The organism is Xanthomonas bonasiae, from assembly GCF_014836395.1.
Classification (GTDB): Bacteria; Pseudomonadota; Gammaproteobacteria; order Xanthomonadales; family Xanthomonadaceae; genus Xanthomonas_A; species Xanthomonas_A bonasiae.
In genome coordinates, this window is record NZ_JACSQX010000005.1 from 186166 (window position 1) to 200022 (window position 13857).

A 13857-nucleotide genomic window follows, 5' to 3' on the forward strand; every position below is an offset into this window, starting at 1 on the left:
GTGTGAGGAAGTGAGAGCGAACGCGAACTGCTGCTACTGACTGCCTGCGCGCCCCTGCGCAGAATCCGCGCCACCACACCGGCAGGCCTCGCCTGCGCTTTCGGGGTGGGTACCGATCCCGATCGTCAGCGCGCCCCGCACGGCCTAGGCCTGGGGCACCGGTTCGTGGGTCCGGCTTGGATGCTTGGGGAGAGAGAGGCACATGGATCATTTGATGCGCGGCAGCCGTGCGGCTGCACTGCGGGCGTGGGCGCGTGCCGCCTGCGAACACCACCGGACCACGGCGTCGTCGGGGCGACGCTTGCGGTTGCTGATGGCCGTCCTGCTGTCGGCCGCGCCTGCGCTGGCCGCGGCCGCGGACCTGCAGATCACCAACCTGTCCGACACCGGCTACGATCCCACGCCGGCCGGGGGCAGCGTGGTCTACAGCGTCACCGTCGAGAACAGTGCCGCCGATACGGTCAACAACGCGGTGGTGATCTTCGATCTGCCCGCCGGTGCCCAGGCGGGCTCGCCGTTGCCGTCCTCCTGCAGCGTGGCCGCCGGCAACGCGCAGCGCATCGAATGCCGGGTCGGCACGCTGGTCGGGACCTTCTCTTCCAACGGCGCGCCGGTGACCTTCCAGTTGCCGGTGAGCACGGTCGGCCTGGCCCCGGGCACGATCGAGATCCGCGGCGCGATCGGCGTGGAAACCGGCCTGCCCGCGGCGAGCACGCCGATCGCCTCGCTGGCCGATGCCGATCCGTTCTTCGCCGGCGACAGCAACGCGGCCAACAATCGCCGCCTGGAAGCGACCACGCTGGAATCGGCGGGCGACCTGAGCGTGGAGAAGACCGCCACGCCGAACCCGGTCGTCGCCGGCGCCGAGGTCACCTATACCGTCACCGTGCGCAACGCCGGACCCAGCGCTTCGGCCGGCTTCACCGTGGTCGACACGCTGCCGGCCGCGGTGCAGTACGTGGCCAACAGCTTCAGCGGCAGCGGCTGGACCTTCAACAGCGGCAGCATGACCGCCACCCACGCCGGCGCGCTGGCCAATGGCGGCAGCAGCAGTTTCACCTTCCGCGCCCGCGTCACCGCGGCCAGCGGCAACATCGTCAACACCGCACGCGTGCAGGCCGGCTCCACGCCGGATCCGTTGCCCGACAACAACACCGGCAGCGTCACCACCACGGTCACCGCCGGCGCCGATCTGGCGCTGAGCAAGAGCGTCAACCCCTCGCCGGCGATCTCCGGCCAACCGGTCACCTTCAACATCCAGGTGCGCAACCAGGGGCCGAGTGCCGCGGTCAATCCGCGCTTCGTGGACAACCTGCCCGCCGGCTTCCTGGCCACCGGCGGCACCGTGCCGGCCGGCTGGACCTGCACCAACAGCAACGGCGACGCCACCCGCACCTGCGCGTTGAACGGCAGCCTGGCGGTCGGCGCCGTAGCCGATTTCACCATCGAGAGCACGGTGCCGGCGTCCGGCACCAACAGCAGCGGCGACGTCACCAACAGCGCCACCGCCAGCGCCGACACGCCGGATGCGAACAGCACCGACAACACCGGCAGCACCACCTTCACCGTGCTCGCCGACGGTGCCGACCTGTCGCTGCAGAAGACCAAGACCCCGGCGCTGGTGCCGGTGTGGAGCGGCATCGGCAGCGATCTGGACAGTCGCATGACCAGCAGCATCGTCGTGCGCAACATGGGACCGCGCCCGGCGACCGGCCAGGTGCAGACGGTGGATACGCTGGCGACCGGCGAAGAGCTGTTGCAGCCGGACGGCAGCGTGGCGCAGCCGGGCGTGGCGTTCGCCAGCGGCGCGTGGACCTGCACCGTGGACCAGGCCTACAGCGGCTCCAGCGTGCAGCACGTGACCTGCGATCTCGGTGCCGGTTCGCTGCCGTTGGCAGTGGGCGCGCAGGCGCCGACGCTGCAGTTGCTGACGCGCGCGCGCAGTTCCTCGGCCAACCTGCTCAACAACGCCTGTACCGGCGGCTCCGGCGGCTCGATCGAGCCGCTGACCGGCAACGGCATCGACCGCGACCCGGAAACCGGCAACGACTGCTCGGGCGCGGGCACCCGCACCACCGACGAGCGCGCCGACCTGTCCATCGCCAAGCAGACCAATGGCGCCGGCGCCGCCGACAACGTGCTGGCGGCCAACCAGGACACGCTCAGCTACACCCTGACCGTGACCAACAACGGCCCGGACAGCACCACCGGCGTGGTGGTCAACGACACCGTGCCCGGCTTCGTCAACGGCCGCACCCAGATCAGCGTGACCACCACCCCGGCCGGCTGGAACTGCGCCATCAACGGCGCCTCGGTGGTCTGCCGCTCCGGCACCACCGCGCTGGCCAACGGCGCCACCGCGCAGATCGTCATCCAGGTCCAGCGCGCGCTGTTCGACAGCTTCAACCAGCCCGCCGGCACCTGCGGCGGCACCGCCATCAGCGGCGCGTTCTGCAACACCGCCGGGGTCGGCATCGATGCGGCCGTGGCCGGTTCGGTGGGCGAGCTCAACGGCAACAACAACCAGGCCTCGGACTGGATCCGCATCGCGCGCGTGGCCAACGTCGCCACCACCGCCAAGACCATTTCCTCGGGCACGCCCGGCCGCGCCGGCGTCAACACCACCTATGTGATGTCCTACATCAACCGCGGCCCGTCGACGGTGCCCGGGGTGATCTTCCGCGACGTGTTCACCCTGCCGGCCAACGATTCGGGCTTCGTGCTGGTGTCCGCGCAGCGCACCGGTGCCGGCACCCAGGCCTGTACCGCCAGCGCTGGCGCCGGGGTGACGGTCACCGTCGACGCCGGCGGCACCTCCTACGCCAATCCGACCGGCGCGCCGGCGCAGGTCACCGTGCAATGCCCGGCGCTGCCCTCGCTCACCAACGAGCAGACCGAAACCCTGCAGGTGGTGATCCGGCCCAACGTCAACAGCGGCAACACCGGCCGCCAGTTCGACAACACCGCCGACTTCGTGGTGGACCTCGATGGCGACGGCAACGGCGATGCCACCGCGGGCACCGACGGCGACGGCAACACCTACGACTTCAATACCGACACCAGCGACGACAGCAAGAGCGCGCAGCTGCCGTTCGAGGCCGGCCAGGTCGACCTGATCACCAACAAGGTGGACACCGGCTTCACCGGCGGCGTGGATCCGCTCGGCTTCGACGCGACCAATGCCGCGGCGAACCTGATCACCTACCGCATCACCATCCGCAACAACGGCCCGTCGGTCGCCACCGACGTGCGCCTGGCCGACACCTTCACTCCGCCGTCCGGCCGCACCGTCACCTTCATCGGCGCCTCGGCCACGCCCACCGGCACCTTCGATCCGGCCGCCTGTTCGGTGACGTCCGGCAGCAACCCGACCGTGGGCGCGGTGCAGGTGCTGAACTGTCTGATGCCCGGCATCGGCTTCAGCAACAACGTCGCCGGCGTGGTCGCGTCCGGCCAGACCAGCACGCTGTACCTGCGCTACCGCTACGACACCCCGCCCGGCGCGGCCGGCGACACGGTCAGCAACCTGGCCCAGGCCACGTCCGCCGAGACCGACAGCAACACCGCCAACAACGGCGCCAGCCAGGAGACCACGATCCGCGCCTCCGCCGACGTGGGCGTGAGCAAGCACGTGATCACCACCGCGCCCGATGCCGATCCGGATGCGGCGCTGCCGGCCAACGCCACTTCGGTGGGCCTGCGCCAGCCGTTCTTCTACGTCATCGACGGCATCAACAACGGTCCCGGCGCGAGCCTGTCGCGCGACCGCAGCGGCAGCAGTCCGCTCAACGGCACCGGCACCGTGGTCAGCGACACGCTGCCCGCCGGGCTGGTGGTCGTCGGCCAGGTGAGCTGGCAGAAGAAGGGCCCGATCCCGGGCGGCGGCGGTGGCGAAGTGCCCAACGGCACCGGCAACTGCACCCAGGCCTCGGCCACGCTGACCTGCAACCTCGGCGACGTCACCGTCGGCGGCAAGCTGCGCATCGTGGTGCCGGTGCGCTGGGATGCCTATCCGGGCGCGTCGGCGATCAACAACACCGCGACCATCACCACCGAGCAGGTCGATCGCGTCCCGCCGAACAACACGTCCACCGTGCCGATCCTGGTCACCCGGGCGTCGCTGGTCGGTACCGTGTTCGAGGACCGCGACCGCGCGGGCGGCAATGGCGGCGTTCACCAGAACGGCGAACCCGGCATCGCCGGCGTCACCATCGTGCTGAGCGGCACCGACGCCTACGGCAATGCGGTCAACCGCAGCACCACCACCGCGGCCGACGGCAGCTACAGCTTCGACAACCTGTCGGCGGCCGGCGCGGGCGGCTACACGCTGACCCAGACCCAGCCCACTGGCTATCGCAACGGGCCGGTGGATCCGCCGGTCGCCGGCGCCAGCGCGCCGTCGCTGGGCGGCACCTATGCCGCCGGCAGCCCCAACTCCAGCTACACCACGATTCCGGTCGGCGCGACCGACGCGGCCGTGCGCTACGACTTCCCGGAAGTGCGTCGTCCCAGCCTGTCCGGCCGGGTCTACGTGGACCTGAACTTCAACAACGTGCGCGACGGCGGCGATCCGGCGATCGCCGGCGCCACCGTGGAACTGCTCGATGCCGTCACCGGCGCGGTGCTGGCCACCACCAGCACCGACGGCAACGGCGCCTACCGCTTCGACGACCTGGATCCGACGCTCACCTACAGCGTGCGCGAGCCGCTGCCGAGCGGGCAGTACAGCAACCGTCCCAGCGCGATCAATCCCGGCCAGATCGGCGGCGCGGCGTGCGCGGCGGGCACCTGCGTGGCCGGCACCGCGGTGGCCGCGCCCGGCGGCCCGGATGCGGCCAGCACCGATCGCATCTCGCAGATCCAGCTGGGCGCAGGCCTGGACGGCACCGAGTTCAACTTCGGCGAGAACCCCAGCGGCAGCGCGATCCAGGGACGGGTGTGGCGCGACGACGACAACGACGGCGTGATCGACCCGGCCGAGACCGGCCTGGCCGACGTGGAGCTGGTGCTGACCGGCACCGACCAGAACGGCCAGGCGGTCAACCTGACCACCAAGACCGATGCGACCGGCAACTACAGCTTCATCGGCCTGCTGCCGGGCACCTACACGGTGACCGAGCCGACCCAGCCGACCGGCACCCTCAACGGCAAGACCGTGCCCGGCGACAAGGGCGGCACCGCCACCGGCGTGACCACCACGCCGTCGGCGATCGCCACCATCGTGCTCGGCGCCAACCAGCAGGGCCAGCACTACGACTTCGGCGAAGTGGCGGCGGCGTCGCTGTCCGGCCGCGTGTACTACGACAACGACGACAACGGCGTGGTCGGCAGCGACGAATCGGGCATCGCCAACGTGCGCGTGGTGCTGACCGGCACCGACGATCTCGGCGCCGCGGTGCAGCTGAGCGTGCAGACCGATGCGCAGGGCAACTACCGCTTCGAGAACCTGCGCCCGGGCACCTACACGGTGACCGAACCGGATCAACCGGCCGACACCCGCAACGGCGTCACCAGCGCCGGTACCGTTGGCGGCACCACGCATGGCGTGGCGACCCCGCGCGAGACCGTGCCGTCGGCGATTTCCGCGGTGGTGCTGACTCCGGGCGCGCAGTCGATCGACAACAACTTCGGCGAGATCGCCAACACCCCGGACCTGGTCGTCAGCAAGCTCGCCGACCCGGTCAAGTTCACCGTCAACAACACCGCCCGCTACACGATCAGCGTGCGCAACATCGGCCCGCGTCCGACCGCCGGCGTGTACCAGGTGCAGGACCGCCTGCCGCCGGGCGTGACCCTGGCGGCGCTGCCCACCGGCAACGGCTGGACCTGCGCCGGCGCGGTCGGTGCCGACCGTTTCAGCTGCGACGCCAGTACGCTGATCGCGCCCGGACAGACCGCCGGCGATCGCATCCACGTGCAGGTCGCGGTCGGTGCCGCGGCGGCGACCGGCAACCCGGTCAACAACGCGGTGCTGGTGCAGGGCGGCGGCGAAGACGCCACGCACAGCCCGACCCCGGCCGAACGCGGCGCGTTCGAGGGCGACGTGACCCAGCTGCCGGTGTGCGATCCGGCGATCACCCAGAACGCCTGCCGCGTGCCGACCCAGGTGCAGTTGGCGGCCTCGGTGTCGGGCACGGTGTGGTTCGACGTCGGCAACGACGACACCCTGCTCGACGGCGGCGATCGCCGCCTGCAGAACTGGATCGTCGAACTGGTCGATCCGACCAGCGGCCAGGTGGTCAAGACCACGCTCAGCGCCGCCGACGGCAGCTACCGCTTCGGCGACGTGATCCCCGGGCAGAAGTGGCACATCCGCTTCCGCGATCCGAGCTCCGGGGTCATCTGGGCGTTCCCGGTCAGCGGCGAGACCGCTTCCGGCGCCACCGCCCCGTGCGCGGCCGACGCGGCGATCAGCAACGGCAGCAACAGCTCGTGCCGGGTCAGCGACGGCGGCATCAGCCAGCTGGAAGTGGTGCTCAAGGCCGGCGAGAACCTGCCGCAGCAGAGCCTGCCGGTGGATCCGTCGGGCGTGGTCTACGACGCGGTCACCCGCGACCCGGTGCCCGGCGCGATCGTCACCCTGGCCCCGGTCGGCGTCTGCGCCGGCTACGACCCGGCCACCAGCCTGCTCAACGCCGCGGCCGGCGGCTACCGCATCGACGGCAACGCGGTGTCGATGACCGTCGGCAACGACGGCTACTACCAGTTCCTGTTCGGCCCGGCGGCGCCGGCGCGTTGCGAGTTCGAGCTGACAGTGACCCCGCCGGGCGGCTACGTCTTCGTCTCCACGCTGATCCCGGCCGAAGGCAGTTCGCTGTCGCCGCCCGGCGCGGTGGGCAGCAACTACCAGGTGCAGCCCAACGCACTGGCGCCGACCGGTCCGGTCGGCACCGCGACCCAGTACTACCTGCGGCTGTTCGCCGGGTCGGCCACCGCCGGCATCGTGCACAACCACATTCCGCTGGACACCGCGGTGGCCACCGGCCTGGCCATCACCAAGACCGGCGACCGCCAGACCGCCGAAGTGGGCGATACCGTGCAATACACCATCACCATCCGCCAGACCGCCGGCAGCCCGCTGCAGACGGTGAACGTGGTCGATCGCCTGCCGCGCGGCTTCACCTACATCGACGGCACCGCGCGCGCCAACGGCGTGGCCGTGGCCGAGCCGCTGGGCAAGCCCGGCCCGACCCTGGGCTTCGCCACCGGTCCGATCCAGGTCGGCCAGCAGATCGCGCTGACCTACCGGGTGCGCATCGGCGTCGGCGCGCAGCAGGGCGACGGCATCAACCGCGCGCAAGCGCACGGCTGCTCGATCGCCGGCGGCTGCATCGATCCGGTCTCGCTGCAACCGCGTTCCGGTTCGCTGCCGTCCAACCAGGCGCAGTACCGCGTGCGCGTCAGCGGCGGCGTGTTCACCGAGGAGGGCTGCGTGCTCGGCAAGGTGTTCGTGGATTGCAACGTCAACCACGTGCAGGACCGCGAAGAGCTCGGCATTCCCGGCGTGCGCCTGTACTTCGAGGACGGCACCTGGGTGATCAGCGACTCGGAAGGCAAGTACAGCTACTGCGGCCTGCCGCCGCAGAGCCACACGCTGAAGGTCGACGCCAGCACGCTGCCGGTCGGTTCGCGCCTGACCACCAGCAGCAACCGCAACCTCGGCGATGCCGACAGCCTGTTCATCGATCTCAAGAACGGCGAGCTGCATCGCGCCGACTTCGTCGAGGGCAGCTGTTCCAACCCGGTGATCGAGCAGGTCAAGGCGCGCCGCACGCAAGGCGAAGTGCGCGCGCCGGAAACCGAAACCGGCCATGCGCCGCTGCGCTTCAGCAGCAAGCCGCTGCGCGCGCCGCAGCAGGGCACCGACAGCCCGGCGCAAGCGCCGATCGTCAAGCCGCGCGGCACCCCACCGCCCGATGTCGCCGTTCCTGCGGAGGTGCAGCCATGAGCCGGCCCGTCACGACGCGCCGCCTGCCGCGGCTGACCCTGCTCGCCTGCGCTCTGGCCGCGCTGCCGGCGCTGGCCCAGCAGACGGTCGGCAGCAGCCGCTTCACGCCAGTGCTGGGCGAGGCCGGCACGCTGTACCCGCGCACGCCGAGCAGCGCCGATGCCGCCGCGCAGACGCTGGCGCCGCGCGGCACGCTCGACGCGCATGCCGCGCAGGGCATGGACCAGGTGCAGGTGGAGGTCGACCGCGATGGCGCGCCGGCCGACGGCCAGACGCCGGTGCACGTGACCGTGCGCCTGCTCGACGCCGCCGGCAAGCCGTTGCAGGGCGAACACTTCGCCACCGTCGAACACACCGGCGGCCGCATCCTGCTGCCGGGCTCGCGCACCGACGAACTGGGGCCGGGCGCGGCCGATGCCGACAAGGTCACCCCGGGCGTGCAGCTGCCGGTGCGCGACGGCGTGGCCGAGTTCGACCTGCTCGCGCCGGACCAGCCACAGGACGTGGTGCTGCGGGTCACCGCCGGCGGCCACAGCGCCGAAGGCACGATCGGGTTCGTACCGGAAATGCGCGAGATGATCGCCACCGGCCTGATCGAGGGCGTGATCAATTTCGGCCGCCGCGACAACAGCGGACTGATCGCGCCGGTCGATCACGACGACGTGTTCGAACGCGATATCCGCCGCTGGGAAAAGCAATTCAACAACGGCAAGGCCAACGCCGCCGCGCGCACCGCGTTCTTCGTCAAGGGCCGGATCAAGGGCGAATACCTGCTCACCGCCGCCTACGACTCGGACAAGGACGTGCGCGGCCGCCTGCTGCGCGACATCCAGCCGGAAGAGTTCTATCCGGTGTACGGCGACTCCTCGCTGCGCGGCTTCGACGCGCGCTCGGCCGAGCGCCTGTACGTGCGCGTGGACAACCGCCGCAGCTATCTGCTGTACGGCGATTTCCAGACCGGCGACACGCTGGCCACCGCGACCGGCGTCGGCGCGCGCAGCAGCATGCCGCAGCGCAGCCTCGGCACCTACAACCGCACCGCCACCGGCCTGGGCTGGCACTACGAGAACGCACGCGTGCGCTCCAACGTGTTCGCCATCCAGGACTCGCTGCGCCAGGTGATCGAAGAATTCGCCAGCCAGGGCAGCGGCCCGTACGCACTGCGCAACAACGCGGTGCTGGAAGGCAGCGAGCGGGTGGAAGTGGTCGTGCGCGACCGCAACCAGCCCTCGCGGATCGTCTCGGTGCAGCCGCTGGCGCGGTTGGTGGACTACAGCTTCGAGCCGTTCTCGGGGCGCATCCTGCTCAACCAGTTCCTGGCCTCGTTCGACAGCGACCTCAATCCGGTGTCGCTGCGCATCACCTACGAACTCGACCAGGGCACCGAGCGCTTCTGGGTCTACGGCGCCGACGGCCAGCTGCGGCTGACCGATGCGCTGGAAGTCGGCGGCGCGGTGGTGGACGACCGCAACCCGTTCGCCGAATTCCGCATGGGCAGCGTCAACGCCGGCTACCGCTTCGGCCCGAATACCGCGATGGCGGTGGAGTTCGCGCGCACCCAGAGCGAGATCAACACCAACTCGATCAACCAGGTCGCCACCCCGGGCCTGCAGGATCTCAGCGGCCGCGTCGAAGGCGATGCGTGGCGCGTGGAGTTCGGCCACGACGGCGACAAGCTCGACGCCAACCTGTTCGCGGCGCGTACCGATCCGGCGTTCAACAACCCGGCCTCGCCGCTGTTCGGCGGGCGCGGCGAGTACAACGCCAAGGTCGACTACCACCTGACCGAGCACGTGGAGCTGTATGCCGAAGGCCTGCGCAGCGAGGACCGCAACCCGGACGGCGGCAAGCGCGATGCCGGCGGTGCCGGCGTGCGCGTCGGCGCCACCGAAAGGCTCACCCTGGACGTCGGTGTGCGTTCGATCCGCGAGACCGTCGGCGCCTACTCGCCGTGGTCCTCGGGCCTGGGCTACGGCAACACGGGCGGCCTGACCGGCGGTTTCGCCACCGGCTCCGGCGGCGGCGCGCTCGGCTACGGCCAGCAGCCGCTGGATCCGTTGACCGGGCTGCCGGTGATCGGTTCCAGCAGCGCCGTCACCGGCACCGCCAGCGACCTGCCGATCGGCACCCGCCTGGAATCGGACAGCGCGCGCATCGGCGCGGGCTACCGCGTCGGCGCCAAGCTGTCGCTGGGCGCCGAGTACGAGCAGAGCGTGTCCGGCGAAGACCGCAACCGCATCGCTGCCGGCGTCGATTACCAGGTGCTGGAACGCAGCCGCCTGTACGGCCGCTACGAGAAGCAGACCGGCCTGACCAGCGCCTACGGCATCACCACCACCGACCGCGAGGCCGATGCGCTGGTGTTCGGCATCGACAGCAGCTACGTGCGCGACACCCAGGCGTTCTCCGAGTACCGCATGCGCGATGCGATCAGCGGCCGCGACGTGCAGGCCGCCTCCGGCATCCGCAATACCTGGGACGTGCGCGAGGGCGTGCGCCTGAGCAGCTCGGCCGAACACGTGAAGGTGTACGACGGCAACACCGGCGATGCCACCGGCCTGGCGCTGGCGCTGGACTACGGCGTCAACCCGCTGTGGCGCGGCTCGGTGCGGGTGGAGTACCGCATCAGCGGCGACGTCGCCCAGACCGCGACCGACGAGGCCTTCGACACCACGCTGGTGCAGTTCATGCTGGCGCGCAAGCTCAGCCGCGACTGGACCCTGCTCGGCCGCAACTACCTGCTGCAGACCAACTACGCCGCGCGCGGCGACGTGCTGCAGAATCGCTTCCAGCTGGGCGTGGCCTACCGCGATACCGACACCAACCGGATCAACGCGCTGGCCCGCTACGAGTACAAGCTGGAGCGCGACGAGAGCGGACTGACCCTGCTCGACGGGCAGGCGGTGGACGGCAGCAGCCAGGACATCAGCAGCCGTGCGCACATCGTCTCCACCCATGCCGACTGGCATCCGTCGCGGCCGTGGTGGCTGACCGCGCACGTGGCCGGCAAGTGGCAGCAGGACCGTTTCGCCTATGCCGACGGCGGCCGCGTGGACAGCCGCTTCCATGCGGTGCTGGTGTCCGGGCGCGTGGTCTACGACATCACCGAGAACTGGGACATCGGCGTGCTCGGCTCCACCTTCCGTGGGCAGAGCGGTTCCAACCAGTACGCCTACGGCATGGAAGTGGGCCGGCTGCTGCGCCAGAACCTGTGGCTGTCGGCCGGCTACAACTGGTCCGGCTACACCGCCGACCGCGACCTGTCCGGTTACGAGTACACCCAGCAGGGCGTGTTCCTGCGTCTGCGCTTCAAATTCGACGAAGACCTGTTCCGCCGGGATCCGGTCCGTTACCGCGACCCGGCGCGCTGAGGAATCCATGATGACCACGACCCAACCCCGCTTCGTCCTGTCCCGCACCGTCGCCGCCGCCTTGCTGCTCGGCGCCTGTGCCGCCGGCAACGCCCAGACCCAGCTGTTGCCGCAGCAGCAACGCATCAGCGACGCCGCCATCGCCGCCGACCTGCACGGCTACCAATCCGTGCAGGACCGCATCCAGGCGCTCAACGACGGCGGCCGCCCGGTGCGCGACTACGCCTTGTCCAAGGCGCAATGCTGGCTCGACGTGTCCTTTCACGAATACACCCGCAACGACCGCAGCGCGTTCCCGCAAGGTGCGCTGAGCGAGTCGGAGAAGCTGGTGCAACTGATGGAGCAGGGCGCCGCGACGATCCCGACCGAGACCCCGCTGGTCAACGACGCCAAGTACCTGCGCGACGACCTGTGGCAGCGCCTGCGCGCGCTGCACGGCAGCGCCGGTTTCAGCTGCGCGCAGCAGGCGGCGGCCTGCGGCGAGGTCGAACTGGTGCACGCCGGCAACGAGTTCAACCAGCAGCAATGGCGCCATTCCAAGCCGTACATCCAGATCGCCGAGGACCTGGTCAACGACGCCGAGGCGCTGGCACGGCAGTGCGGCGGGCCGGAGCGGCCGGACATGCCGGCGGCGGCGCCGATCCCGCTGGTGGCCAACGTGCTGTTCGAGTTCGACCGCGACGGCTACAAGGACATCCGCACCCACTCGCTGGAAAGCCTGGATCGCGCGCTGGCACGCATCGCCGAAGAGAAGCTGACCCTGCAGAAGGTGGAGCTGGTCGGCCATGCCGACCGCATGGACGGCCGTGGCCACGACTACAACCAGGGCCTGTCCGAGCGTCGCGCGCGCACCGTGCGCGAGCTGCTGATCGGCCGCGGCGTCGCCGCCGACCGCATCCGCTACGAATACCGTGGCGACAGCCAGCAGGTGCAGCAGTGCGCCGGCGTGAAGCCGCGCGCGGCGCTGCTGGAATGCCTGCTGCCGAACCGCCGCGTCGAAGTGCGACTGGTGGTCGGTCGCGGCGACTGACGGCACCTAGAGCCCCTCTCCCCCCGGGAGAGGGGTTGGGGTGAGGGTACGGCGCGAAAGCGTCTCGCGGAGTTTGGGTGCACGAGGCTGCGCCCGTCCCCTCATCCGCCCCTTCGGGGCACCTTCTCCCGACGGGAGAAGGGAACAGCGCTAGCCCCTCTCCCCTCGGGAGAGGGGTTGGGGTGAGGGTCCGGCGCGAAAGCGCCTCGCGGAGTTTGGGGGCACGAGGCTGCGCCCGTACCCTCATCCGGCCCTGCGGGCCACCTTCTCCCGCTGGGAGAAGGGAACAGCGCTAGCCCCTCTCCCATCGGGAGAGGGGTTGGGGTGAGGGTACGGCGCGAAGCGTCTCGCGGAGTTTGGTGCAGGAGGCTTTGCCCGTACTCTCATCCGCCCCTGCAGGGCACCTTCCCTCGAAAACGGGCCATGGTCCCGCCGGCAGAAGGAGGCGCGGCCGGCCGGGCAGCGCTCAAGAATTCCCGCGCAGCGCCGCCATCATGGTGAAGCGAAGTCGCTTTCGCCGCCCGGATCGGGCTGTCCATGAGGGAACGCGCATGCTGTCCTTGCCACGCCTGCTGGGTCGTCACCTGGCCAAGTTCCTGTCCAAGCCGCGCCGGCACCGCTCGGAACTGCCGACCAGTCCGCCGCAGCTGCTGCAGGCGACCTTGCGCAAGGGCGACGTGCTGCTGGTCGAGGGCAACAGCCGCTTCTCCACCGCGATCAAGTACCTGAGCCAGTCCACCTGGTCGCACGCCGCGCTGTACATCGGCGATCACCTGGGAACGGCGGCCGACGCGGACGCGCCGACCTTCTGCGACGTGGACATCAACGTCGGCGTGCGCGTGGTCGGGCTGAGCGAATTCGCCGGCCTGCACACGCGCATCTGCCGCCCGGTGGGACTGGGCGCCGACGAGATCGATGCGGTGGTCGACTACATGGTCAGCCGCGTCGGCAACAGCTACGACCTGAAGAACATCTTCGACCTGGCGCGCTACCTGATCCGCACCCCGCCGCTGCCGTCGTCGGTGAAGCGCCGCTTCCTGGAACTGGGCAGCGGCGAGCCGACCAAGGCGATCTGCTCGACGCTGCTGGCGCAGGCCTTCGGCGCGATCCGCTATCCGATCCTGCCGGAGATCGGCAGCGTGCCGGTGTCCGACGCGCAGGATGCGGAGATCCTGCACAACCGTCATTACAGCCTCTACCTGCCGCGCGACTTCGACGTCTCGCCCTATTTCAACGTGGTGAAGCCGCGCCTGCAATCCGGCTTCGATTTCCATCGGTTGGTGTGGCATGGCGATGCCGATGCCGATGCCGATGCAGACGTGGCGCAACGTCAGCGCGTTGCACAGGTTGCCTGAAAGCGGTTGCAGTCTTCGCACCGCTCGGACCTGAATGCGGAGGTTCACCGCCGCGGCAGCGCGAAAACCGGCGATTCGATCACAACGCCTTCAGTTTCCTGCACCGCCAGGCGTCAAGTTTGCGGCGATCGCGGCCGATATCGGTGGATATAC

Annotated in this window: 4 protein-coding genes; all 4 read left to right on the forward strand. The window is 70.2% G+C overall.

What is annotated here, in order from left to right:
- Positions 1-313: 313 nt before the first annotated feature.
- The 4 genes from H9658_RS09690 to H9658_RS09705 all read left to right on the forward strand — a co-directional run bounded on the left by H9658_RS09690 (position 314) and on the right by H9658_RS09705 (position 13704).
- Positions 314-7948 carry an SdrD B-like domain-containing protein gene (locus H9658_RS09690; protein WP_191825190.1) on the forward strand — a complete coding sequence of 2545 codons (7635 nt, stop codon included), beginning with the start codon at positions 314-316 and terminating at the stop codon, positions 7946-7948.
- Positions 7945-11319 carry an Ig-like domain-containing protein gene (locus H9658_RS09695; protein ID WP_191825191.1) on the forward strand — a complete coding sequence of 1125 codons (3375 nt, stop codon included), beginning with the start codon at positions 7945-7947 and terminating at the stop codon, positions 11317-11319. The genes H9658_RS09690 and H9658_RS09695 overlap by 4 nt, the downstream gene beginning before the upstream one ends.
- Before the next feature lie 10 nt (positions 11320-11329).
- Entirely contained in the window at positions 11330-12349 is a 1020-nt protein-coding gene (locus tag H9658_RS09700) for an OmpA family protein (protein WP_191825192.1), read from the forward strand.
- Positions 12350-12900: 551 nt separating this feature from the next.
- On the forward strand, positions 12901-13704 hold the full coding sequence (locus tag H9658_RS09705; RefSeq protein WP_179567529.1) for a C40 family peptidase: 804 nt from the start codon (positions 12901-12903) through the stop codon (positions 13702-13704).
- Positions 13705-13857 lie beyond the last annotated feature (153 nt).